General features: G+C 42.2%; 20 protein-coding genes. 3 read left to right on the top strand and 17 right to left on the bottom strand.

Going from position 1 to position 25,831, the window contains the following annotated elements; all coding sequences use genetic code 11:
- Position 1: 1 nt before the first annotated feature.
- A complete protein-coding gene (locus tag DWY07_RS11045; RefSeq protein ID WP_117823139.1) occupies positions 2-829 on the bottom strand; it encodes a hypothetical protein in 828 nt (275 codons plus the stop codon).
- Positions 830-978: 149 nt separating this feature from the next.
- Here DWY07_RS11045 and DWY07_RS11050 point away from each other — a divergent pair, with 149 nt between their 5' ends.
- Positions 979-1,299: a hypothetical protein gene (locus DWY07_RS11050; RefSeq protein WP_117823141.1), complete on the top strand. Its 321-nt coding sequence runs from the start codon at positions 979-981 to the stop codon at positions 1,297-1,299.
- Positions 1,300-1,469: 170 nt separating this feature from the next.
- Positions 1,470-2,687: an IS256 family transposase gene (locus DWY07_RS11055; RefSeq protein WP_181983924.1), complete on the top strand. Its 1,218-nt coding sequence runs from the start codon at positions 1,470-1,472 to the stop codon at positions 2,685-2,687.
- 354 nt (positions 2,688-3,041) lie between these two features.
- On the opposite strand, the gene DWY07_RS11065 is transcribed toward DWY07_RS11055, so the two are convergent.
- The 9 genes from DWY07_RS11065 to DWY07_RS11105 are packed head-to-tail and all read right to left on the bottom strand — an operon-like array spanning position 3,042 to position 16,920.
- On the bottom strand, positions 3,042-3,962 hold the full coding sequence (locus tag DWY07_RS11065) for a DUF6674 family protein (protein ID WP_117823145.1): 921 nt from the start codon (positions 3,960-3,962) through the stop codon (positions 3,042-3,044).
- 59 nt (positions 3,963-4,021) lie between these two features.
- Positions 4,022-4,711 carry a SpoVG family protein gene (locus DWY07_RS11070; RefSeq protein WP_117823147.1) on the bottom strand — a complete coding sequence of 230 codons (690 nt, stop codon included), beginning with the start codon at positions 4,709-4,711 and terminating at the stop codon, positions 4,022-4,024.
- Between the two features lie 3 nt (positions 4,712-4,714).
- Positions 4,715-5,179: a hypothetical protein gene (locus DWY07_RS11075; RefSeq protein WP_117823149.1), complete on the bottom strand. Its 465-nt coding sequence runs from the start codon at positions 5,177-5,179 to the stop codon at positions 4,715-4,717.
- Complete coding sequence (locus DWY07_RS11080) at positions 5,172-5,789, bottom strand: class D sortase (protein ID WP_117823151.1); 618 nt, start codon at positions 5,787-5,789, stop codon at positions 5,172-5,174. The genes DWY07_RS11075 and DWY07_RS11080 overlap by 8 nt, the downstream gene beginning before the upstream one ends.
- Before the next feature lie 13 nt (positions 5,790-5,802).
- Positions 5,803-13,416 (bottom strand): helicase-related protein, encoded by a 7,614-nt coding sequence (locus DWY07_RS13615; protein ID WP_117823153.1) that lies wholly within the window; start codon positions 13,414-13,416, stop codon positions 5,803-5,805.
- Positions 13,417-13,430: 14 nt separating this feature from the next.
- Entirely contained in the window at positions 13,431-13,799 is a 369-nt protein-coding gene (locus tag DWY07_RS11090; RefSeq protein WP_055062784.1) for a hypothetical protein, read from the bottom strand.
- Complete coding sequence (locus tag DWY07_RS11095; protein ID WP_055062783.1) at positions 13,796-14,014, bottom strand: DpnD/PcfM family protein; 219 nt, start codon at positions 14,012-14,014, stop codon at positions 13,796-13,798. The genes DWY07_RS11090 and DWY07_RS11095 overlap by 4 nt, the downstream gene beginning before the upstream one ends.
- 27 nt (positions 14,015-14,041) lie before the next feature.
- Positions 14,042-14,938 carry a hypothetical protein gene (locus DWY07_RS11100; RefSeq protein WP_117823155.1) on the bottom strand — a complete coding sequence of 299 codons (897 nt, stop codon included), beginning with the start codon at positions 14,936-14,938 and terminating at the stop codon, positions 14,042-14,044.
- A gap of 50 nt (positions 14,939-14,988) precedes the next feature.
- Positions 14,989-16,920 (bottom strand): NlpC/P60 family protein, encoded by a 1,932-nt coding sequence (locus DWY07_RS11105; protein ID WP_347465498.1) that lies wholly within the window; start codon positions 16,918-16,920, stop codon positions 14,989-14,991.
- A gap of 320 nt (positions 16,921-17,240) precedes the next feature.
- Here DWY07_RS11105 and DWY07_RS11110 point away from each other — a divergent pair, with 320 nt between their 5' ends.
- Positions 17,241-17,891, top strand: a complete 651-nt coding sequence (locus DWY07_RS11110) for a PBECR4 domain-containing protein (protein WP_147340253.1) — start codon at positions 17,241-17,243, stop codon at positions 17,889-17,891.
- Here the strand turns inward: DWY07_RS11110 and DWY07_RS11115 are convergent.
- From DWY07_RS11115 to DWY07_RS11145, 7 genes are all read right to left on the bottom strand, one after another.
- A complete protein-coding gene (locus DWY07_RS11115) occupies positions 17,888-20,257 on the bottom strand; it encodes a VirB4-like conjugal transfer ATPase, CD1110 family (protein ID WP_117823159.1) in 2,370 nt (789 codons plus the stop codon). The two genes, DWY07_RS11110 and DWY07_RS11115, sit on opposite strands and share 4 nt — an antisense overlap.
- Before the next feature lie 92 nt (positions 20,258-20,349).
- Entirely contained in the window at positions 20,350-20,862 is a 513-nt protein-coding gene (locus DWY07_RS11120; RefSeq protein WP_006858872.1) for a PrgI family protein, read from the bottom strand.
- A gap of 15 nt (positions 20,863-20,877) precedes the next feature.
- Positions 20,878-21,720: a hypothetical protein gene (locus DWY07_RS11125; protein WP_008120647.1), complete on the bottom strand. Its 843-nt coding sequence runs from the start codon at positions 21,718-21,720 to the stop codon at positions 20,878-20,880.
- 52 nt (positions 21,721-21,772) lie between these two features.
- Positions 21,773-22,150 carry a hypothetical protein gene (locus DWY07_RS11130; RefSeq protein ID WP_005340540.1) on the bottom strand — a complete coding sequence of 126 codons (378 nt, stop codon included), beginning with the start codon at positions 22,148-22,150 and terminating at the stop codon, positions 21,773-21,775.
- Positions 22,151-22,417: 267 nt separating this feature from the next.
- Entirely contained in the window at positions 22,418-22,870 is a 453-nt protein-coding gene (locus tag DWY07_RS11135) for a VOC family protein (RefSeq protein ID WP_117823161.1), read from the bottom strand.
- Positions 22,871-22,933: 63 nt separating this feature from the next.
- Positions 22,934-23,536, bottom strand: a complete 603-nt coding sequence (locus DWY07_RS11140) for a Type 1 glutamine amidotransferase-like domain-containing protein (RefSeq protein ID WP_015563755.1) — start codon at positions 23,534-23,536, stop codon at positions 22,934-22,936.
- 96 nt (positions 23,537-23,632) lie between these two features.
- Positions 23,633-25,828, bottom strand: coding sequence for a VirD4-like conjugal transfer protein, CD1115 family (locus DWY07_RS11145; protein ID WP_117823163.1), 2,196 nt, complete (start codon positions 25,826-25,828; stop codon positions 23,633-23,635).
- Between the last annotated feature and the right edge of the window lie 3 nt (positions 25,829-25,831).

The raw sequence follows: 25,831 nt of genomic DNA on the forward strand, positions 1-25,831 counted from the left end.
ATCAGGTTTCTCCTTCCAGATCATCATTCCATTGGTTCATTTTTTTCATAAATTCTTCTTTGCTTTTTTGATGCTTACGTTCTAATGCATCAGTAAATTCTGCCTCAATATCTCTTTTTCGCTTTGTAATATACTCATTTGACCAAATGTCTAAATAAATTTTCACATTATCCAATATCTCATTTAAATGCATAAAGTAAGCACCTTTATGTGGCTCTGCCTCTTTCAAATAATTATCTGTCATCATAGTTCTCCAGATTTCTACAAATGATGTTGAATCATTTATGCTTTGAGATGCCTTATCAATATCTCCGATTTGTTTAATAGCTGTCTGATATTGTCCAAGTTCTGAACACATCTTCCGATATTCCAATGGTAGCTTATAAAAAATATTGCTCTCTATTACATTAGACCAAAATTCCGTCATTTCAATTTTTATATCCTCTGGAATTTCCTCAATCAGACGCTTTACTGCCTTTTCTGACAGATATGTTGATTCACAAAAATCGATAACACTTGGATTTCCACTTTTCAATGGAGTCCTGCCGAAAAGATAATCAGCAGAACAATGAAAGTAATCACAATATGCTGTAACATACCGTCCCTGAAGTTTATCCGCAGTATCCCAATTAAGGTGATCTTGTATTCTTCTTGCCATACTGTTGATTGCAATAGAACCGTCATCAAACTCTCCAACCTCAACCGTAATATTCCCATTATCGTACAGTGCCTTTGCTAAATCTCTGGCTGTTGCTAGGTTGTTCATCTCCATCAGTCTACGCAATCTGTTTTTAAATACTTTTTCATCCAAATATGCTGACTTATTCATAATTACCTCTTTAGACGTTTTTGTCTTTTTAATCTTGTATTTTTTCAAAAATAGACAGTTTTGCAGATAGATTTATCCGCTCGTTAATAGTATGATAATTCTATCAGCATTACATGTCAACCTACAACATTCTAAGGAGGATTACTCAAATGAAAAATACACTAACCGCTACCACATCAAATAATATTATCAACACAATAATGCAGAATGCATCTGAACAAATATCAGAAGTGGCCACTTCACTAAATGAAACATCAAAAGAGAAATATAACAAGAAAATATCATTAATTGAAAATGCTTCAGATATGACGACAAAAGAGAAATTAGATGCTATGGATCATTGCTATGAATGTATAACACATGAAGCATGGCAGAACGTCTTACTCTATGTAGGTGTATCTGTTACCATCATTGGTTTTGCTATTGGAAGTCCTGTTGCCATTAAATCATTCAAAAAACTCATTGCTTGAAACGCAAAAAAACCATAGCTAGAAGTCCAGGACGCGGAAAGACAACAGCTGTCAGAAAGGGAGTGTCCCAAAGTTTGTGTAAACCTTCAAACTGATGTAAGATAACATTACTCAGTTTGGAGGTTTTTATTATGGCAAGAAGAAAAAGTGATTCACCACAAAAAGCAGCAATGCGCGAAATGATGCAGGGATATCTCAAGGAGAATGATATCAGTATCAAAAGCGGAAACGATGTTAATTCCATCATGCGGGACATGATGTCTGTTTTATTGGAAGGGGCTCTTGACGAAGAGCTTAATGAGGAACTGGGGTATTCCAAATACGATTACCGCAATAAAGAGACCGATAACAGCCGGAATGGACATTCCCAAAAAACAATGCGCACCAGTTATGGGGATATGGACATTGCAATACCCAGGGACCGCAAAGGGGAGTATGAACCGCAGCTGATACCAAAATATCAGAATACGGTCACTCAGGACATGGAAGAAAAGATCATATCTATGTATGCAAAAGGAATGACCACGGGAGACATTGAAGCACACTTAAAAGAGCTTTATGATCTGGATATTTCAGACAGCACGATCAGCCGTATTACCGATAAAATAATGCCACTTGTAAAGGAATGGCAGGAGCGTCCACTGCAGGAGATATATGCTGTTGTTTACATGGATGCGATCCACTACCACGTCCGCAGTGAAGGACGTATTGTGAAACGTGCGGTATACATTGCCCTCGGCATCGATATGGATGGGAAAAAGGATGTGATCGGCATGTATGTTGGGGAAAATGAAGGTGCGAAATTCTGGCTGTCTATTATTAACGGATTGAAAAACCGTGGTGTGCAGGACATTCTGATCGCCTGTGTGGATGGACTGAACGGATTTCCACAGGCGATCGAAGCAGTTTATCCAAAGACCGAGATCCAGCAGTGTATCATCCACCAGATCCGGAATACCACGAATTATGTATCCTACAAAGATTTGAAAAAACTTATGGCAGATTTAAAAATGGTCTATGCAGCTCCCGACGAAGCTGCAGCCCTGGAAGAATTAGAATCTTTTGGTGAAAAATGGAACAGCAAATATCCGAAGATATATAAATCCTGGAGCGAACGCTGGGCTACACTTTCCACTTATTTTAAATATCCCAATGAAGTGCGGAAGCTCATTTATACAACTAATGCGATTGAAGGATTCAACCGGCAGCTGCGTAAAGTCACTAAAAGCAGGACTGTATTTCCAAGCGATGACAGCCTCTTAAAAATGCTCTATCTGGCTACCATGGACATCACTAAAAAATGGACCGGGCGCCGCAGGGACTGGTCCCAGATACGAGCCCAGCTGGAGATCTACTTTGAAGAACGGCTGGAAAAAGCAGAATTCTAGAGATTCTATTTGACATGTGCATTTATACCTGTATAATGCAGATAAGAGCAGAGAACCAAAATCTGGTCTCTGCTCTTAATAACTATCAATAAATTCTTATGTCAGTTTTTGAGTTTACACAAAACTTGAAACGGTCTCGTCAGAAACTACATAAAAAATCTTAACAGCTCGCTGTATAAAGTTACTTATACTTCTCTTTCCACACTGACTGTAAGTGAGTTTTACAAACATCTGACTAATGAGCTTGGTCTTACGCCTGTAATAATCATTGATGAAGCTAATTATATAAACAATGCTGTATTAAATGATTTAAAAATGCTGTTTAATTTTGAAATCTCTCCCACGCCCTCACTACTATCTGGCTTTATCTTCTCTTACCTTCGGTGCTTCCTTATGTGCCGCTTCCTGCTTCACCTCATCCACACCTCTTGCCTCAAATGCATCTGCATTATACTGATACTCCTGTGGCTCAGCGACCATTGGAGAGTATACAACCTCTGCTTCTACTCGCTCAGCTTCTGCCCTCTCCGGCTCTGTCTGTTCCTTTGTTTTCGCATTCTCCATATGCTGTTCCTTGTCAAGTTGCACATCCATAGCCAGATTATCCAGCTTATCAATCGAAGCATCCAGATGAAGCTCCATTGATACCAGTATCTTTTTCACCGCTTTCATCGGAGCAAGTACTGCCTTTGTAATGGGATGTTTCTGCTCTTTCTTTGAGTAATCCACCTCCGGCTTGTCAGCAAAAGTACGGATTGCATTGGCTGCTGTCTGCCCAGCTTCTCGAAATCCTTTTGCAAGAAGTGCTGTCTTTGCCATATCCTTATCCGTGGTCTTGATTGCACCTCTTACATTTTCCCGGATATCAAGAAGTCTTTTCTTAATTCCTAAGAACTCAGATACCCTGTATAACGCAGCTCTTCCCTTTTCCTTTGCTTCTTCGACTATGCTCCTAGCTGTAGATTTGACCTGTGCTTTCACTTCCGATACCTGTGACTTTATCTGCTCACATCTGCTATTAAGTCGCTCCTGTGCTTCTGACAATGTCTTTTTAGCATTATTGAAAAGCGTATCTTCCTGCATTTCTTTGATCTGGTTCTGCATATTGGTGAGTTCTTCCGTCATGGAATCAATCTTTTTCTCCAGTCCATCCACATAGCTGCATATCTCAAATACATCGTTTGCCTGCTCTTTCATGGCATTCTTCTTTAGTAATTCGAGAAGTTCCCTTACGACCTCCTCATTGGTAAGTGTTTTTCCTATTTCCATATCCATTCTGTTTCCTCCATTCGTATACGGGGCAGCCTTGGCCGCCCCTGTACTCTGATTACTGATTATCGAAAGGGTGTTGCCTCTTTGTCCTTCTCTTTATCGGGATTGCCATGATGTTTCTCGGCACTCTCCCTCGCCTTTTCGTTGCTCTTATCCTTTGCTTTCTCATATTCCGAGATAATCTCATTATAGAGTTTTTCCCTGAAATCCTTTGTGACCGGATAGCAGACATCCTGGTAGATTGGCTTGCCCTGCTCATCCACCTGCTTTGTCTTATAAGAAGGCATTGATACAAAGATTTTCTCTTTGCCCTGCACGATATTAATGTTATTTACAATGAAACTGTTTTCAAAGTAAATACGGGCAAGTCCCTTGATATTGCTGCCTTCTCTCTCATAAGGTGTTACAGTTACAGAGAACTCCGGCATTTCCTTTGTGTGTTCCTGCTTCTGTGTCTCCTCTTTCTCCGGTTCCCTGATTCTTGCATAGGCATCAAGGATATTGGTATAGAGTTCCTCTCGAAACTCTGCTGTGATAGGATTGCACACATCCTTATAGATCACGCCATTGCTTTCATCACGCTCATTGGAGCGGTATCTAGGCATTGATACGAAAAGCTCTCCCTTGTCCTTATTCTCAAGGATTGCAATATTGGTAATCTTAAATGAATCACCAAATACTACTGTTGCAAATCCCTTGATATTGCTGCCCTCTTTTGCTCTTACTTCGTTTACCTTAATTGAATACTTCATATGCTATTCCTCGCTTTCTTTTTGTTCTTTGTTTTGCTCCGGTATGATAAGCTCACACCAAAGCTGTTCTATCTGTTCACAAGACAATCTGCCATTTAACCAGTTGCCAAGTGTAACGACCATTCCATCCTGCTCATAGTATAATGAGTCAGCAGGAAAGGATGCTTGCATACTTTCACCTGACTCATTAACGACAGAAGCATCGCTTCTGGAGTAGCCCGTTTCAATGTTCCCCTCATATACGATGGTCACATCAAAATCAGGCATAAATAATCCTTCCTCTGCATCCCATACACAGGCTATCCCCTGTCTGAGTGTCAGATTCAGGCTTTCGACATACACAGACCAGCCGCTTACGACTATCTGAAAGTCATCATCAATCTCTGCAATATCATCCTCGATGTCGATTAGCTCTTCCATTTCTGATACTGCCTCTTCTATCTCACCTAACCGGTATCTCTTATTCATCCATCACCGCCTCCTTATAAATGCACCTGACCACAAAACGCATGGTTCCTTTCTGGGAACAGGTAAAAAGAGTTAGTTCTTTTTCATCTACCTGTGTCTTGATGCTGTTATCATACGGATTTACTACCTCTGTCTCTGTTACCTCATAGATATGCTTCAGCCCATTTTTGTCGGTTATCATCACTTCATCACCTATGGATATCTGACTTAGTGGTGTAAAAAACGTGCCATATCTGCTGCCATTGTGACCGCATAACACACAGTTGCCACTCTCACCGATTCCTGCTGTTTCTTCTATATGACCAATCCCGGCATTAAGCACTTTACTTGTGGTTCCTTCCATTACCGGATACCTGATATCTAAGCCCGGTATCTCAATGATGCCGATAACACCGCCTTCTTTAAGAATGGCTTCATCCTCTTCACTAATGGAGGTTTGCTCTTCCTCCACATCTGTTTCTTCATCGTAATCATCCTCCAATGTCTGCTCAAATTCACTTATGAGCTGTTCTGTCTGTTTTTCTCCGGTTGCCCGCCAGAAAAAAGGGACTGCCATAATGGCAATCCCTGCTGTAATCAGTAGTCCTGCGACCACTTTTCTTATGCTCATATTATTCACTCTCCTATCGTGTTCTGCCCTCTCTGTCGGCTGGATAAGCACCTTTATCCTCTGCTACAATTGCTGCAGATTCCATCCTTTCATCTGCTTCTCTTTCTTCCTCCGGTCCACTCAGGTCTGCATCCACAGTCTTTGCGTTCTCAAGGTCAAGCTGGGCATTCAGTTCACACTGCCTTGCCAGTTTTTCATTAAGTTCCTCACTATATGCAAATGGCTTATCATACTCAGCCTTTGATGCTTCAAGGTCATTCTGGTACTGCTCAATCTTCTTTTCTAAGAAATCAATGTTCTCATGGAGTCCATTGAACAGGTTTTCCAGCTTCACCATACTGCCGACAGGACTTGTGGAAAGCTCTGCTTTGTACTCTGTCTTTCTACGAAGCACCATATAATTGATGCCAAGGAAGTTCTTTTCCACAAGCAGTTCAAATCCATGGAATTTACCGATTGCAGTTGTCTCTCCGGTCTTGCACTTGCTGATTGCTTCAAGCATCATCGTTCCTCCATCCACACGCTCAGTATAGGTTGCCCTGCCTATGGTAATGGCAAATTCCGGATTATCAATCAATTCCTTATCCCTTGCCTTTACATCCTCTCTTACATTTGCAAGCTTTTCTGTTGCTGTCTTAATCAGCTTCGGGTACTTAATCATAAAGTTATCCTGCAAGCCATATCTCTGATTGTCATAGGATGCCTTCAAAAGCTTTAATCTCTGGACATCATTGTCAATCTCCATCTTTTCCTTGATCAGAGGATTGCCTGTGGCAACCGCCTTAATCTCTGCATAGGAAAGTGTTGCCTCGTCGATATCCTCACAGCTTCGGCTCACAGCCTTACTTGTCATGACCTGACTGATGAATCGCTGCTTATTTTCGACGAGCGACCAGTTGTATGCATCAAAGGTTCCTTTGGTGACATATCTGTAGATTGCCACCTCTTCATTTTCGTTGCCCTGCCTGATGCCTCGTCCCTCTCGCTGTTCTATTGAGCTTGGCTTCCAAGGGCAGTCCACATGATGCATTGCAACAAGGTGTGTCTGCACATTGACACCTGTTCCACACTTGTCCGTTGAACCGATAAGAACCTTCTTTTTACCTGTCCTCATCTCCTTGAAAAGTGCGTCCCTTTGAGCATCCGTCTTGGCATCATGGATAAATGCTATCTCATCTGCCGGAATACCATACTGGATAAGTGTTTCCTTCAGATAATCATAAATGGTAAAGTCTTTATCCGGTCCCGGTGTGCCGATATCTGAAAAAATAAGCTGGCAGCCTATATGACCATCAGCATTTCCTCTCTCATATTCTTTCCATACGTTCTCTGCTACCTTATTAAGCTTGCCATCCGGATTATTCGGTGCGTCCTTATCAATCAGTCTGGCATCCGTTCCAAGAAGTCTTGCCTCATGGGTAATCTTCAGGAAGTTATCCACGCTTGGATCAACTCCACCGCCTCTGATACGCTCTGCCCTCACAACAAAGTCTTCCATGACCTGCTTTACATACCAGTCAGGCTCCGACTCCACTATGATAGGCTTACCGCCACGGAGAGCTGGCACATCAAGGTCAAGCATGTCAGCAGTCTGCACATCGGCTACCTCACGGAAGATATTCATAAGCTCCGGCAGATTCGTAAACTTATTGAATCTGCTCTTAAAACGGAACCCGCTTCCCTCTACAGTAAGCTCCAGTGCTGTTGTCACTTCACCAAAGTTTGCTGCCCATGAATCAAAGTGATAAATCCCCATCTCTTCAAGTGCCGCTTTCTGCAAGTACAGCTGCATGACATACATCTCACACATGGTATTGGATATCGGTGTACCAGTTGCAAACACAATGCCCCTGCCATCATTTATCTCAGACAAATACTGGCATTTAAGCTGCATATCCGTTGACTTTTTCGCTCCACTGCTACTGATACCTGACACATTATTCATCTTGGAAAAAATCGCAAGGTTCTTAAAATTATGCGCCTCATCCACCATAATAGAGTCAACACCAAGCTCCTCAAAGGTTATAAGGTCATCCTTCCTGCTCTCATCCGATAAAGATTTCAGCTGTTCCTCCAGCTTTTTCTTCTGGCTTTCCATCTGTTTTACAGTCCAACGCTCTCCGTTACGCTCCTTCATCTCATCGATCGCATAGCTGATTTCATCAATCTGCTCATTGAGCATTCTTTCCTTTCTCTCTGCGGAGATTGGGATTTTCTCAAACTGCGAGTGCGACATGATGATACAGTCATAGTCGCCTGTCGCAATCCTTGAGACAAACTGCTTCCTGCGGCTCTTTTCAAAATCACGCTCTGTGGCAACTAAGATATTTGCTGACGGATAAAGCCTTAAAAACTCTGATGCAGTCTGACCGATAAGCGGCTTTGGAACAACCATGATGGTTTTATTGGCAAGTCCAAGTCTCTTCTGCTCCATGCAGGCAGCCATCATCTCAAAGGACTTTCCGGCACCTACACAGTGTGCCAGCAGTGTATTTCCTCCAAGAAGGATTCTTGCCACCGCATTCTTCTGGTGTGGCTTTAGCTCAATCGCCGGATTCATTCCCGGAAACTGTAAGTGGCTTCCGTCATACTCACGCAGACGAATGTTATTAAATGTCTCGTTGTAATATTCCACATACTTCTGTCTACGCTCCGGCTCTGCAAACAGCCATTCCTTGAACTTTTCCTTGATCGTGTTCTGCTTTTCCCTTGCAAGCATTGTCTCATTCTTATTGACTTCATAATGATATTTGCCATCTCCGTCATCAATCCTGTCCCTTACTGTTACAGTTTTAAGATTCAGCGTATCCTCAAAAATAGAATAAGCATCCATGCGGCTTGTACCATAGGTCTTAGTAGCTGCCACTGAATGCTTATCCATGCTTTTATTCTCAATGAACCATTCCATGCTCATCTTATTTAAGTGTACCTGAATGCCTGTATTGTAAAACTGGCTTCTGACCGCCCTTGCCCGCCTTGGCGTATTGAGAAGTTCATAGATAAACTGCTCATAATCAGGCGGCTCAATCCATGTCGTACCAATCTTTACATCAATGTCTGATGCTTCAATCCATTCCGGCTGCACCTTTTCAAGTTCTGCAACATTGCCTGCAAATCTTTCTGCCTGTGGATTGTCTGTATCCGCTGCCATAGCTTTTGCTACACGAAGCTTGTCTCTCACATTTCCGGATAGGTACTCGTCTGCTGTCTCCCAGCCGATATCAGGATTGTTCTCGTTGTATCGGTCAGGATTTAAGAAAATCAGTCCATCCAGCTCTTTCACAAGAACTGCTCTTCTAAGCTCTGCCAAAGCATCATCACTTATCGTTATCTCATCCGCTGTCTGTCCGGTCTTTTCTGCAAGTTCTTCCATTGCCATTGTAATATCCGGCTCATAGATAGAAAGCATATAGGCAAGATTTACATATCCAAATTCATTGACGGATACATTTAATGCTTCCACAGCAGTCTCAACCCTGTCTATGACAGTCTTTGCCTTAATCGTCTGCTTATAAAACATATCCGCTTTTTTCACCTCCCCGTCTTCATTTACTTCCTCAAGACTGCAAAGAAGCGGGTAATCGCTGTCATCCCTGAAAGCTATTCTGTTTGCTTTTGAAGTAATGGCTCCATACTGCTTTACAAAAGCATCATATTTTACATTAAGAAGTCTCTGTTTATCAGAAAGCTCCTCCTCGCTGCAGCCATCCATCTGGATATCAATCAGCTCTCTTGTTATCTGTCTGATTTCATCAAGGCTTCGGATTCGCTCCTCGGCAGTCTGTGATACTTCTTTTCTCACCATCTCGGAATTTTCCCTGTAATAGAGCTTTCCTTCAAAAAATGTGTAAGTGTAGTTTCTCACATCCGGATCAGCCGGGATAACTTCCTTAGTCTGCTCCGCCTCATCTGCCACTCTCTCAAAATCTGTCATCTGTGCTTTGATATTACCGATAGCTTTGTTTAATGCTTCATACATATTGAAGTTTTCATCATCATTCACACAGACTGTATATCTTGAGTCCTGTCCGTAAATCCTTGTGTCATACTCCATAGCCCCAAGCATCATTTCCGGATGCTCTGCAAAATAAGAGTTGACTGCAATGCCATTCTCAGTCACACCAAGGTGTACCCAGTCAGGCTCAATGTCAATCTTTCTCTCCCTCTTCTGCAAAAACAGGATATCCGCTGTCACTTCGGTTCCCGCATTATCTTTAAATGCAGTACTCGGAAGTCTTACTGCTCCCACAAGCTCTGCCCTTTCAGCAAGATACTTTCGGATAGTAGGATTTGCCTTATCAAGTGTTCCCTTTGTGGTGATTACTGCAACCATGCCGCCCGGTCTTACCTGGTCAAGTGCTTTTGCAAGGAAATAATCGTGGATACGGAAGTTATACTTGTTGTACTTCGGATCAAATACCTTATAATCTCCAAATGGCACATTCCCGACAACCACATCAAAAAAGTTATCCGGATATGTGGTATTCTCAAATCCTGTAATACTGATATTGGCATTCTGATAAAGCTGCTTTGCAATTCTTCCTGAAATGCTGTCAAGCTCCACCCCATACAGCTTGCTTCTCTGCATTGGTGCCGGCATACTTCCAAAGAAGTTACCGATACCCATAGATGGCTCTAATACATTGCCGCCTCTGAAACCAAACTGGACAAGTGCCGAATTTATGCACATGGCAATCTCCGGTGAAGTATAAAAGGCGTTATTTACTGTTGCCCTTGCAGCACTGTATTCCTCATCAGATAAAAGGTCTTTCAGCTCTGCATATTCTTTGCTCCAGCCTGCGTTATTCTCATCAAATGCCTGTGACAGTCCGCCCCATCCGACAAACTTCGACAGAACTTTCTGCTCCTCCGGTGTGGCAAGCCTGTTTCCTGATTCAATCTGCTTTAGAGTGCGGATTGCATCCATATTCCACTGGTATCTGGTCTTGGCTCCACCTTTTTCCATTTCCCAGAGGTTATAGTGGAAGTTGTGCTTTTTCGATGTTGCTTCTTTCTGTTCGGATACTTCTTCCACTGATTCCTTTGATTCTGTATCAGTCTGAATATCATCCACAGTTACTGATACTGCTTCATCAGAAACCACATGTCCATTCTCATCAATCTTTGTATCCCAGCCATTCGCTATCGCTCTTTCCCTGGTTTCAAGACGATTGGCTTTTACACTATCCTCGATATCAAAGAATCTCTTATAGACCGGATTCATCTTATCCCTGTCAGCCTTCTGCTTTGTCTCCTGATAATACTTCTTCTGGTCTTCTCCGCAGTAAAATGGCTGTTTTACCATATAAGATAAGATTTCATATAACTCACGCCAGTCAAGTGCACCTTCCTTACGCACACCATTCCTGTTCTTATAGCTGATCTTCACATATCCGCTTCTGATTGAGTACTCCACAAGACCATACTTATTGTTGGAATATGCTTTTCTTTCTGCATTATCTGTCCCTAATGCAATATCCCTGATAAGGTCAAGTTTATTTGGCATAAATGCAAAATCAGACTGCACAACATCCATAAGGAATGCCCTAAACGGAGTGTAGCAGCTGCAGTCTGTCACCAGAATCTCTGCCGCATCACGCAGGTCTTCATCAAGCTCTGCAATACGCTTTGCATAATCAATCGGTGTAATATACTGAAGCTCTGATGGATCTTTTTCAGTTGTTTCAGCTTCTATCTCGGCACCATATTCTGCCTGTGTTACCATCCGATCTTCATCGGCGGCTTCCTGTGGTGTCATGCCTTTTGCACTTACATAATCTCTGTTAGAAGCATAGCTCTCCGGCTCATCCGGTATTGCATAATCATCAATCTCTGATTCTGTCTCTTCCGGTTCCACTTCCCGGTATTCGGCATCAATGACCTCATCATCCTCACGGAGTCCGTCCATCGCAAGCTCATCAATACGAGGTGTCTCAGGCTGGTATTCCCCTGTAAGAATAAGGACACCAAGCTCTTTTTCGATATCTTTCCACGAAACATATCCTTCAACCTCTCCATCCTCATCTCGCCACTGAAAACGCAGTCCGTTCCCATGAAATGTGTCATATCCGTGCAGTCCCAGTCCGTCAACCGGCCAGCCTGCACCTCCCTGACCATACTCTGCTTTGATACGCTTTGCCCTGGTTCCTGCATCAATCTCTGTTTCAAAAATCTTACATACCCTGCCCTTGCCACCGATAAAGCCTGTACCTCTCATAAGCACCTGTCTGATATACTCACCTGGTACTGTTGCAGACTTTTTGGGATTCAGGTAATTGTATTTACCTGCTAATGCAGCTTTTCTGTCCTGCTCGAACTGACGCATAAACTGATTATTGTTTTCGTCCTCAGTATGAATGGTGCCAATGCTTGCCTGCCCGTCCTGGTCGAAAAAAAAGGAAGCCTGTGTATATTCGGCTTCCTTACTAACACCCAATGAATTGATTTCATCAAGTTCCCTATTCAGTTCTGTATCATCTGATTCTAGTGGAATCGCATCACTACCTGATTCAGTACCACTTCCTCTGCCTGCATCTTCGCCTGCTCTCTTATCTTCCACATCTCCATTATCGATGACGGATTCTGTGGCTTGTGCTTCGCCAGATACTGCATCTCCAGCTGGTCGTACAGCTGATTCGCTTCCTCTTCTACCGCTGACATCTTCTCGTACATCTTCCCGAATCTCATCAGCGTCTTGTATCTTGCCGGCTCGTTCTCCTTTAGATAGTTCATCGCCATCCTTCCGTATTTGCCCAGCTTCGTGAGATCCTCCGTCTCGTCCGGCATCTCTATCTGCGGATAAAGCAGTCCGTCCACTTCCTTGTAAGTCATTTCTTCTAACATATCCAATTCTCCTTTCGCTCTCGATTGCCTTTAAGTTACGACTAAATTCTCTAAGAACACTACAGGAGACATCGCATACAATGGAACCAAGACGGTAAATGATCTCTTCGTCTTTGATATTTACGATCTGACTAAAATCCTGTTCTTGCACAGATAAGTCAAATCCGCATCTCGTCCCTACAGCATACATGACACTTGCATATACAAGCTGCTCCATGTCCATTTCCTGCTGTAAGCCATTGCGTTTCTTACTTTCTTCCTTTATCACACTACCTGATAGCTGCATAAGCTCGGTCATTTGGTCTTTGAACTCTTCTTTTATTATAAGCCAAACATCTGTTCCTGTAAACTGTTTTAATATATTTTTTAGAGACTCCCTGTCGCTGTTATCGTACTGCTCAATCTGACCTTCCGACACAAGAAAATCTATATAATCCTTAAGATTCTCTCCCTCAAGGTCCCATGTCAGCTTAACATTCTTCCCTCCGGTGTCACTGATATCAAAGATATACCTCATGCGTGGATTCAGTGCCCTTGATGGGAAAATAGCGCAGCCTTTCGCACCACGCTTTACATATCTTCCCACCTTTTTCCAGGTATCATAATCTGCCATGAGTGTGCTTTTTTCCGGAGGTCTCTGAGCTGTTACCATAACGATATTGTCAAATTCATAGCGGTATAACTGACCTGCAACCTTTAACACATCCTTCCAGTTCTTTTCTGACCTAGTGATGTTACCAATCTCAGAATCGTATATCGCTTTGACCTTCATATCAACGCCCATACCTTTGTCCTCCTCTACTTAAACATCTCTGCAAACAATCCCTTAAATAGCTTTAACTCATCCTTATCCAGCTCGATTGCAAATTCATTGTCGATTGCCTGTTTTTCGCATTTATCCTTTTTCTTTGCAATCTTACGCACCACACGAAGAAGCACATAGCACTCCTTGGACTTTGCAATGCTCTGTTTAAAGGTCAGCTCGTCCTCATCGACTGACTTCTGTGTCTGATAGATAATCTCTTTTAACTTATCATTGATACCATCTACTTCCTCAAGAGAAATAATAACGGATGCCTTAGAAGCACCCGATCTGTCCCACTCCTTATGAAGTTCCTTTACCAAAAACTCCATGTTTTTAATTACTGTTGTTGAATCACTTTTCATCTTGTTCTTCCTCCGTTTTCTTTTAATGAAGAAGGGAGCTGACCTTCGCTGATAGGCGCAAAATCAACTCCCTTCATGTCCTCTGCTCCAAGGACTATCTGCTCTGCATAATACATATCCATTGCCTTATTGATGGCATCGTCAAGCGACTCTGCCTTTACTTTCTGTACTCGTGAAAGCACTTCTTTTATCTCAACATCAAATTCCTGTTCCATATGATATCGCCTCCCGTAAAAATCTCATCACCGGCTCTTTTCTTCCTTTACCCGTCTTTCCTTAAAGCCTTCATCGTACTTTCCATCTTCCAGCCTGTCGTAAAAACAGTCCTCTTCAATCGTTCCGAAATCCTCATACATATGGTGAAGGAAGTCATTCTGCAGCTTCTTTGGTACATCATCATCCTTTGACATATCCTGATAAAAATAGAACTTCTGCTTTAGCTTTGCCCTGTAATCATAGATATCCTCTATCTTTTCCGGTGTGCCATACTCCCTCTTGTATGCCTTGAAATTCGTGGTTGAGAGTGTGGAACCCAGATAAATGCCATGCTCCCACGATACTCCGATCGTAGTATTGTCCTTTGTAGGCTTCTCATCCTTCGGATAACGCTTATACTCTGTCGCACCAAGGGCGATTGTAAGAGAACCTGACTTCATATCCATCACCACAAGATTCCTTGGTGATAATGCTTCAAGCACCATATAATCATGGTCATTGAAGTTATGAAATGTCTGTCCCCTTTCAAATGATCTGTCCACACTTTCATAATGCAGGTTAAAATCATCCACCCAGCCCTTATCGGTCATTCCAATCTCCTTAAGCTTTGCAACACATTCAGAAGAACTGGCTTCTTTATCAAGCCTAAATTCTTTGGAATCGTTATAAAATCCCTGAAGAAAATGTCCCAGCTGAATATCATCCAGACAGAATCTCGCAGATACAGTTACATTTGCTGCCCTGTAATACTCTGTGAAGTTATCTGCTTCACCAAGTGTCCTTCCAAGCTGCAACAGATGGTCTGCAAGCTCTGACATGTCATCAATTGCTATAAAACTCTTATAATCATCCAGAGTCATCAGCATATTTATCTCTGTTCCCCTGTCGTTTTCTGTTACCAGTATCATATCTTTTAAATCCATTCTTACCTCCAGTCTCAGAGAGGGACTATGCCCTCTCCGCAAATTTTCTGTTATGGTCTTCCAATCACAACAATCTTTCCTGTGCTTGCCACATCCCTGTAGACCACACCAAGACTTTCATTAAGCGCCTCTACCACCTTGCCATTTCCGACATATACTGCCACATGGCTGATGTTCTTATATCTTCCGTTGCTTGTAAAACTGTAGAAGATAAGGTCTCCCGGCTGTAACTCATCAAATGAGACTGTCTTTCCGGCTTCATCCAGTCCCTGTGCCTCCGCTGCCGCTGTGGTTGCACCGCCGTAACTAATATCCACGCCTGCATCCTTCCATGAATAATAGGCTAAGGAGCTGCAGTCATAATAGTTACCGCTGTCTCTTAAATCCTGACTATAAGGAAAACCAACTCTGTGTAGTGCATAGGAGCAGACTGTTTTCTGCCTGCTGTCTGTAATTTCGTTTAGGATGGCATTGATTTCATCCTCAGTCATGGAGCTTTCTCCTGGACTTCCGCCTCCGCCGCCACTTCCGCTTCCGGCATATCCAAGCTGTCCCATAAACTCCGGACTCATGATCTGCTCAAGCATTTCCACCTGATAAGAGTTAAACCCATAGACTGAAATCATATCCCTGTACGATTTCAGCGTTACATTCACATACAGAACAGACTTCGTGATAGTAGTCACATTGCCGTCTGCATCTGTTTCTTCCACATCCTTTGTTCCGGTGCTTGTGGTGTATGAACACATATCATTTACTACTGCCTGCAGCCAGCCTTTTGAAATGTCATTCATGACTGTTGCAGTATCTCCGATACCATGCTTGACCATATAGACCGCCATGATGTCATAGTAATTGCTTGGGTTTTCTTCCATACCTTCATAATCCACATATACAAGCTCTCCAAGGTCATATCCGGTATGCTCATTCACTTTCGTATTCACATCCCGGTTAAACTCCTGCACATAAGCACTCGTTACTGTCTGCACGGTATCTCCTGATTCAAGTGGTGGCAGAAATAAAGCAAATGGAGAATTGTAAAGGATTGCTATCACCGCTATAACCAGAACCGCAATCATGGCAACTACAAGAACAAGTAATAAAAGCACCAATCCGATAATCGGTGCAGCTGCCTTTACCCAGGTAATCGCTTTTCGCACAATCAGATCCTTTACCAGTTTTGCCACGCTGTCTGTCTGATTCTCCTGTGCTTTCATCTTATCCAGAAAGAATTTTATCTTCCTGCTCCGGTTGGTCATCTTTTCATCCTTGACCTCTATGGACACACCTGCAGCATATCCGGCTGCCATGCCGATTGCAGTACCAACTCCCGGTGCAACCGCTGTTCCTGCCGCTGTAGCAGCTGCCTTTGTCGCAGTTTTTGTTGCAACCTTGGCAGTTGTCTTGGCTGTTTCTTTTGCCGTCTCTTTAGCTACCGTCTTGGCTGTATCTTTGGCAGCTTTCTTTGCTGTCTTTTTTGCCAGCTTCTTTCCTGCCTCTACCTTCTTGATACGCTTCTTTGCCTCGGCTGCCGCCTTTTTCCTGAAAAGTGCTGCCCCCTTGGAAGCAGTTCCGGTAACAGGTTGGCTTGCTTCATATGCAAGATATGCTGCCTGCGATACCTCATGCCCGCCTTCCACCTGCTCCGTTACTGCCCCGGCTGCAAGTACACCTGTTCTTCCTGCAATGTGAAGATTGGTGTTCTTAGTCTTGATGGAAGTGTTTGATTCTCTATAGTTTCGCTTAAATCTTGATAATCCCTTATTCTTCGGCTCTGACTGATGAATGGTACTCTTGCGATAGGACTTCTTTTTATCATCAGATACCTTTGCACCGATAGTCTTAGGACCTCTCTCTACTGTATAGATGTTGCTGCCTTTAATCTTGGCACCCTTTGGCTCGTTGGCATGAATCTTGGCTTTCTCCTTGGTGTGAATGACCATTGGCTTTTCATCCACCTTTTTTATCTTCAATGTTCTCACCTTCTTTTCCAAAAATTTCTGATTAAATCTTTATAAACTCGTTGCATAATTTGCTTTATCTGTGTATACTATAGTTAGTAGATGGGCTATATGCCTATCATGTGGACTGACACATAAAATCCGAAATTCTTTCCGGACTTCGGGTGCCGGACAGTTGGCTGGCAACGGAAAAACCAGTTTTCTTATCGGACTTCGGGTGCCGATCAGTTGGCGGACAACAGAAAAATCAGTCATTAAAGGAAGGTGTCATCTGCTACGGCAGAAGAACCTTCCTTTTAAATTTGCCAAAATACCATTTAGATATAAGGACCTTAATGCTCATGACTAAGAAACAGGCTATTGCCATCATCACCAAGTGTGCAAAACAATACCAACAGTATTTAGAAGGTAATCAGGTTGTTTTTGTCTATCGTGACGAAAACAATAAGTCAAACCATACTGCTGTAAGATTTCATTCGCATAACTTTCTCCACTTTACAGGAGTCACTCCAAGAACAGGAATGAATGCAAATGGCTTCTATCGTGCTGCCCTGAATAATAGATTAAGTGAAAATGATTTTTCCTTCAAAAACAACCATACAACAGAATTAAAACTCAAAGTACTTGGTATTATCATGAGTATGGATACATCTGCACGTATGATAGGTAACTATACCGGACCACACCTTGAGCTATACACTGAGAAAGTAACCGGAACTACTACTGCATGTCTTGGTCTGATTCAGAGCAAAGACTGCTATATACCTAACAGCGTATTAAGTGAAGATATCCGTTCCATAGTTCCAAAACCGCCAGGAAAGATATTTGCAATCTTTAAAAAACCAATTGGTGCACCACTATATACACAGCTTACATACAAATCAAAAAATATAAATATTACAAAGAAATGCCTTCCAAAAGAGCTGCTCACTGAAGTTGATACCTCTCTTTTAGAAGACAATAATAATTCAGATGACAACGAGCCGGCTTAATTTTCAGCCTGCTTTTTCATCATCTCGATTTTTTCGTGAATGTTGGTATTATATAACTTATACAAATCTGTATCCTTGCTAATCTGATTATCAAACGGAATCACCACAGAACCACACTTGATAAGTCCCATTCCCGATGCAGTATTGGTTACAAATCTAAGCTGTGCCTCTGATACGCCGATAACCTCAGCCATCTTGGAACTGTCTGTATTCGCCTGCTTTAAAAGTGCCACAAACTCTGAGTTTGCAAGCATTGTGGTTGCTGTGTAATTTTGCAACAGATCGACGACATTCTGCGTGATACCGGTACAAAGACCTCCCTGCTTTCTTACTTTCTTCCAGAGCTGCTGCAAATATTTTGCAGAATACTCAGAATTAAGTAAGACGTGGAATTCATCAATATAGAGCCATGTTGCCTTGCCTCTCTTACCATTCTCAACAATCCTGTTCTGAATGGACTCCATCATGACAAGCATTGTGATAGGACTAAGCTCTGTACCTAAGTCCCTGATGCCATATACTGTGAATCTGTTATCCACATCCACATTTGTCTGGTGGTTGAAGATGTTAAGTGAACCATTTACAAAAAGCTCCAATGACAATGCAATGTCCTTTGCCTCGTCCTCAGGCTGTGCCATAAGGATATCGTAAAAGTCACTCATTACAGGGATATACTTCTCTTTGCTCCTTGCAATGTCGATATACAGCTTTCTCACACAGCGGTCAATGATTGACTTCTGTCTTGAATTTAAGCTGTCTCCGATACACTGCTCACAAAGACCAAGCATGAACTCGCCCTTCTCTCTAACCATTCCCTTGGAATCATTCGGATCAAGGCTCCATACATCCATCTCCAGCGGATTCACATAGTTATCCGTGTAGGTAGACATATTTACAACAGTTCCGCCATAAGTCTCGGCAATATCAAAGTATTCGTTCATTGGATCTATGACGATTATCTCATCATCTCCCGACAAGAATACGCTGCCCATCTCCATCTTGCAGAAGAAGGATTTACCGGAACCCGGCACACCAAATACAAAGCCATTTCCGTTAATGAGCTTCTTTCTGTTGCCGATATTCACATTCTTGCTGATCTGGTTGATGCCATAATAGTTTCCTGTGCTGTCATTTAATTCCTGCACATTAAATGGCATAAGCACCGCAAGTGACTGGGTAAGAAGTGTACGCATTGTCTCCACCTGTCTTACACCAATCGGAAGTGCTGTGTTGAGTGCCTCCCTCTGCTTTAAGTAGTGTGTATCAATTGTGCAGCTGTTACGTTTTCCGATAGTCTCTACTGTCTCACATACACTCTCAAGCTCCTTCTTGCTTTCTGCCATAAGAATAATGGTTACTCCCACGAAGAAAAGGCACTGGTCATTCTCACGGACATCATCCATGATTTCCTCAATCTCCTTTTTCTCCGTTCTCTTGGCATATGAGATTTCCGTAGAAAAATCGTTATTCTTATTACGGACTCTCTGCTGCTTAATGATATCCGACTCAATACCAAGGTATTTCTTCTGAAGCACCTTTGTGGTCAGATCCTTTGGTACGGGCACCACATCAATGCTCGTGATGGAATGAACCGGAAGGGAAGTAATCTCATTGATGAATCTGTCTGACAAACTGCTCGGATACTTTTTGATGAAAAGTGCCTTGCAGAATTTACTCTCATCCTCAAAATGGTCCGGGAAATATTTCACCATCCCATTGCACAGGTCATTTCTAAAATCTGCCCCGACCTTCTTTGCCTTTTTGATATCAAAATCAAAACTGCCCTCATCTCCAAGATGATAATAGTCATAAAGCACTTTCAGCCTCTCATTTCCATTAAGAGGCACAATCTCCGCACCAAGCTCAATGAAAGCCTTGTGTATCGTTGCCTCAAGGGTTGCAAACTGTGCCTTCGCCTCCTCAAAGTTCTTTCTCTCAATCGTGATCGTCAGGTATCTCTCCTGCTCAATCCCCTGTCTGCCCTCAATAATCTTCTCTTCAATGATGTCATTGTAAATTCTTCTGTAATTATTGAAACCATCATTTTTCTCAGCAATCAGAACCTTGTCACGGAGTTCATCCATGTTTTTGTTCTTATTGTTGATCGTAATCTTATAATTACAGTCCAGCGAATTTAAGAACTTGCAGTATCTCTCGAAAATACCAATCTGCTCATCCTCCGTTGCTGTCGTGTAATTGATGTCCTGAAAGCGGTAGCATTTGGAATACTTATTTTTGCTTACTTCAAAAATGCCGTTTTCAGCCACCGCCATAATCTCTATGGTTTCCTGAATGGATTTAGGTGTCTTATACAAAGGCTCACTCGCCTTCTTTAATAACTTAAATCCGTCTGTAAATAAACCCATGTCTCTAACCTCGCTTTCTTATAATGAAAGCCCGCCGGGAACTTCACCCTGCGGGCTGTGTTCCCGACCTTGCGGTCAGATACTATTTATTTCTAATGCATTGCCTTATATGCTGCAATACCAGCTGCTGCCGCCACAATGACTGCGACAAGTCCAAGCAGCATGTTTCTCGTCTTTTTCTTCATCGCTTCAAACTCCTCCTGCTTCTTTACAGCCGAATCAGCTGTTACAGTCTCCGGTTCAGCCTTTCTGCCTTTCTTCTTTACCTGTTCATTCTGTTCTGCTTCTAACTGCTTTATTGCAGGCTCTCCTTCTGTTGATACATAGGTAAGCGCCCTGTTGCCAAACATAAAATGCAGTTTCTTTCCCATATACTCGTAGAAATTCATCCCATTAAAGGAATAGAAACCGCCAAGAGCAATCGGCGCCACACAGGGAATTGCCACATAAGCAGAACCCGTAAGACCAATATACTTGTAAAGAAGAAGGACGATACCGCCACCGACTACTACGCTTGCAATGGAAAATATAAGCTGCCTTGCGGTAAGTCCCATCGCAACCGATTCCTGATAGCGGTCAATATCCTTGTTTACTTCGATTACCATTGTCTTTCCTCCCTTCTACAGTCCAAATGCCTTGCTTGTAAGTGTCTGTGCACCCTTCACGCTTCCAACAGTCATTGCTATCGTAAATGTCATTTCACACAGATATATAAGCGTCTGTGCCCAGTCAGCATAACTTCCTGTAAATGCCGGAAGTCCTGCGTTGATAAATGCATTACATACCACAATCGCAAGTGCCATCGTTACTGCCTCAAATACACACGACAGGAAATATTTGCAGTAGGTAGCCATTGTATGACTGACCATTCTGTTTCCTGCCATCGTGGAACAGGCAATCGCACCGAGCGGCACAATAATCAGGATCTTTAAGAACCTGAAATACACTGTGTAGATGATGAAAAATCCACAGATAATAATGATGATTGCAAGCAAGGCTGTAAGTATCAGCATTACCAGACTTTCACCAAATCCGAGTCCCTTAATGATGTCTGCCTGTGTACTGTCAATAGCAAGCTGCGTCGTTGTCCCGGCAGATATAAGTCCCACCAGATTTCCTATGGAAGTAAAAAATGCTTTCATAATCGTGACATTATTTGCAACAAACCATTCTGCAAGTCCCAGTCGGATAAGCATACGCAGGATTGATTCAAACCTCATCTCATCTTTTACATCTATGCTTTCCGAGCAGAAACCGATAACAAAGAACAGCACAACGAGGGAAGATCCGACCGCTACAAAGACCGGCTCAATACCCTCAATAACTGCCCAGGGACCTCCGCCCTTGAAACTGACCGGTGACTGTCCAAGCATTGCAAAGACCAGGGATATCTGATTGTTCCAAAACCCAAACACCGCCTCAAGAAGTGCAAGGATCTTGTCTCCAAGCTTAAAAATATCCATACTTGTTATTCACCTCTTTCCTTTTACTAAAAGGGGAACTTTTTCCCCCATCTTAGAAGCCTAAGAATGTCAGTACTGTTGAAATACCAGCCATCATGACACCTGCCACAATTCCTTTCAGAGCGGAGTTCATGGTAGATGAATCCTGCTGCTGATATGCTTGTGCGAACTCCATGACATTCTTTGCAAGAATGATGACACCAACCGCACCAATGACTGCAATGATAAGTGTCTTTAAGTTCTCAAGCGGCTGTGTTACTGCGGAAGTACCTGTACCTGCTGCAAAACAAGTAGTGCTCATAAGCATTACCCCCATAAGTGCTCCGGATAATGCCGGAACGAATCTCTTCTTAAAGTGAATGAATCTACTCTTCATGCCTTTCTCCTCCATCTGATTGTTGTTAGTTGTAATAATCTGTTCTTTTCTCATGTTGTGTATCTCCTTTTTGATAAAAAAATAAGCCAGCAGGGATAATCCCTAACTGGCTGTTAAAAGTTACTCTATATGATCAGGCAATGCCTGTTGTAATGATTAAATCGGGCTTTTCCCGATATGTTTAGCTGTAACCACCTCCTTTCAAGGTGCAAAAAAAGCACCTTAACCATATTGGCTAAAGTGCTTGTATTAGTTTGATATTAAATTGTTGTGAGTCAGACAAACTTGAAGTTTCCACTTTCCTGTACTTATGATTTTTCATCAAAGCGGCTGCATCATTTCAAGAATAATGCCATCCGGGTCTCTAAAATAAAAAGCTCGACTTTCCCCAAATCCATCTGCCCTGAAATCAAAATACTGAGGTTCAGACAGACATTCTACATGATTTTCGACAAGTGTTTTGTAGACAGAATCAATGTCATCCGTGTAAAAGCACACTTCTGAGATAGATGTCGTAAACAAATCCGATTTTACTTTATGGATTTCGCTGTCTACAAACTGAATCAATTCGACTGGCGGTGCTTCAATAGCCTTAGAACCATTCAAATAAGCAACCCTTGCTTTACAATTTTCCTTACGGAACATTTTATCTGTTTCTTTGCCCTTCATAAAGATTTCGCCTTGAAACTCAAGTCCAAGAATATCTCTATAGAACGCAATAGAGCGATCCAAATCAGAAACCGTTAGTCCTACATGATAAATTCTTCCAATCACCTTTATATCCTCCTAAAAAAATCCGATTTTCTATTCTCTCACAAACAAACTTGAATTTTCAAATTAGTCTTTGCAAATAACCTTTGAACCTTCACCATCAATTACAATTCCCTGACGGTTGTTAATTGGGCATAGATTCAAATCCGAAAACTCAGTCATTATTTTCTCGGTAACTTTCTTAAATGGTGCTGTAAGATAATGCGGAAGAACATAGAAATCAATCAAATCAAGCCCTGCATCATCTTCTTGTGAGTAGTCCTCCGGCTTTTCATCCATTTGCTCGATATATTGGATGCTTGGAGCGCATATAATCGCACCTGCCGATTCACCAATCATCAGTTTTCCCTTTGCCAATTCTTTCTTCAACAGCTCATCCGTTCCCGTTTTACGGAGCTGGTCTATAAGGAAAAAAGAATTTCCGCCGGTAAAATATATCACATCCGCATCTTCAAAAACAGACTGTATCGTTGAATAAGCCTCCGTTGAAATATCAATTTCAGTTACGATTGCTCCCAACTTTTTGAATAATTTTCGAGCCGAGCCGACATAACCGGTGTAGCCTTCACGCAGCGAAGCTGTTGGAATAAATGCGACTTTTTTATTTTCAATTTCTTCCTTTATCAGACTTCCTACACTTGAAAAGTGCGAACATAAAAACAGTTTCATCAATATTCTCCTTTATATATAAATTGCGATTTGTAAAACACATTCTTTTTTACATAGGCACAGTATATCACATTTCCTGTGCCTATGCGATAACATTTACTGCTTCTTTCTGTAAGAACTCATCTTCTCCACAGTAACCTCCGGATAGAAGTAAGTAAGAATTGTTGCTTTCGGAACTCCTGCAGCCAATGCTTTCTTTACCTCTTCTTTCTGCTCCGGTGTATATGACCAGTGCAGCATTCTGTTTGTGATGGTATCTTCCCACTTAGGCTTTTCCCTCTCAGGATTCCTTACAGGCTTAGCTCCAGCACTTCCATTAGAAGCGTTATCACTTTCTGCAGCATCAGACTTCTGTGATTCATCGACATACTCAAGCTCATTTGCCTGCTCCCTGTCAATCTTTGCCTTCTGCTCTGCTTCATCCTGCATGGAGAATCTTCTGCTTAATTCAGCATCACCAAGCATCATAAACTGCTCATAGGTAAGAGAGTCTATATACACATTCTCGCCCTTATCCCTCAGCTTTTCATAATACTTAACTGCCTTGTCTGAAAGAATCTCAAATGGCGGACCGATAAGATTATCTGCTCCCCTTATCTGATGAACATAAGGCTCTCCCTTGCCATCTGCTGTCTGGTTAAACATCGGATGATTGAACGGTATGAACTTATTGTCCATGATAGGATCAAAACCACGGATAAAGATAATACATTTCTTATTATCCAGCTTTCTGACTTCATCGGGTGTAAACAATTCTCTGCCTAATACATCATAGTTTCTTGAAGAGCTTCCCTGTCTGCCCTTTGTCTCTCCACTTGACTTCTTATCAATCGTACCTTTTCCAAGCAGCTCTGACACATACTTATGCGTACTCTGCTCGTTTCCACCGAGATAGATGAACGTATCGCAGTTGCCGGGAATTGTCTCCCAGGTATCTTTAAAAAGTGCTTTTAACTGGGCAAAGTTCTGAATAATGATAATACTTGAAATCTCACGGCTTCGCATTGTCGATAACAGTGAACAGAAGTCATCTGGCAATGCGACATTCGCAAATTCATCTAACATAAATGTCACATGGATTGGCAGCCTTCCACCACAATTAAAGTCTGCCTGATAGTACAATTCCTGAAATACCTGCGTGTATAACATACCGATAATAAAGTTATAGGATTTGTCACTATCCGGGATTACACAAAAGAGTGCTGTCTTTGTCTCCCCATCTCCGTTTACACCAATACCGATATCGGACAGATTAAGCTCATCTTTGGAGAGTAATCGTAAAACCTGCTTATTTTCAAGAAATGCAAGTCTTGAGTTGGCACTGATGATAATGGAACGGACGGTATCTCCTGCACCTCTCATACATTTGTTGTACTGCTTTACTGCCGGATGATTGGCTCCGAGTGGGGAACTTTCCTCTAAAAACTTCATACGCACATCCAGCTTTGATGCCTTCCCCTGCTCTGTAACCTCTGCCTCTCCAAGAAGTTTAAGTACTGTCTCAAAGTTTCTCTTTGCCGGCTGTACCTCCAGCCACACATAATAAAAGATAGCCTGTAAGAACAATCCTTCCGCCTTTTCCCAGAACGGATCACTTGGTGTCGCTCCCTTTGGTGTCGTATTGCTGATAAGGTTTGTAATCAGCTTGACCACATCTGTTTCCTCTCTGATATAGGAAAATGGATTGTAACAGTCTGATTTATCCATCTCTAACAGATTAATGACTTTCAGGTTATATCCGTTATTTTTTAACATCTGCCCGCAGCTTCTAAGGATTTCTCCCTTTGGATCGGTACAGATAAAGGAACAGTTATGCGGCATCTGCATAAGATTCGGCTTTACTTCATAAAATGTTTTTCCTGCTCCAGAACCACCACAGATAAGGATATTTCCATTGAGCTTGAGCCTTCTGAAATCCAGCGACATCTTCACATTCTGGCTGAGTATCCGGTTGAAATTCTCATCCTTATCTGCAAGGATCTTGTTGACCTGCTTCGGATTTTCAAATCTTGCCGTACCAAATTCCTTACCCGGCATATAGTTTCTCTGACTGGTGTAATACATGACAATAGCCATCGCATAGATACCTAATGCAATGGCTACTGCTTTTACTGTATTGGAATTGTAATAGTTGGCAAAGGGAACAGCACATACTTCATTGAATCTGTCCATAAATTCATTAAAGGCAATCCCTTCCATCCACGCACCATTTATCAGATAACCAAGATACCCGGCTAACACTGCACCCACAAGAATGAATATCAGTGAAGGCTTTTTCTTTGTTGTCTGCATAAG

Source organism: Clostridium sp. AF23-6LB, assembly GCF_003461085.1.
GTDB lineage: Bacteria > Bacillota > Clostridia > Lachnospirales > Lachnospiraceae > Coprococcus > Coprococcus ammoniilyticus.